This window comes from Borrelia crocidurae (genome assembly GCF_000825665.2).
GTDB classification, from domain to species: domain Bacteria; phylum Spirochaetota; class Spirochaetia; order Borreliales; family Borreliaceae; genus Borrelia; species Borrelia duttonii.
Genome location: NZ_LN609267.1, coordinates 498,201 through 498,697, shown reverse-complemented (window position 1 = coordinate 498,697; position 497 = coordinate 498,201). Strand labels below are relative to the sequence as shown.

Annotated in this window: 1 protein-coding gene; it reads right to left on the bottom strand. The window is 25.4% G+C overall.

Translation table 11 applies throughout. The annotated features are described in order from the left end of the window. A partial coding sequence (locus BN1173_RS04590; protein WP_040236385.1) for an MATE family efflux transporter occupies positions 1-315 on the bottom strand: 315 nt, incomplete at its 3' end. Positions 316-497 lie beyond the last annotated feature (182 nt).

Sequence of the window (497 nt, the reverse complement as noted above, 5' to 3'; positions counted from 1 at the left end):
ATTTAAAAAAATTAACTGCCCAGCATATTTTGAAAATTTAGAAAAGGTCTTCTCTCCAATAGATCTAGACATTAATGACACACTTCCTGTAGCCATCCCCATGGCAAAAACCATAATAAGGAAATTAATAGGACCAGTAAGAGACAATGCTGCAAGAGGCATAGCACCAAGTTTCCCAACATAAAACATATCTACAAGTTCATAACAAGACTGAAGAAGATTGGTTACCATAATAGGAAAACTTATAAACAAAAATACTAAGTACAAATTACCTTCTAATATTAATTTTCTAATTTTTGTTTTACTTGTTGACATAAAAAATACCTTTTATCCTATTATACTGGCAAATTATTAATTTTATTAAGTTAAATATCTATATCTTACCTTATAAAATTAATAAAATAAATTATACAACCCACAAAAAATTTTTTTATAGGATTAATAAAAACCACCTCAAACTTAAAAATAATTTAATATCTTTGTTATAATTATAACAT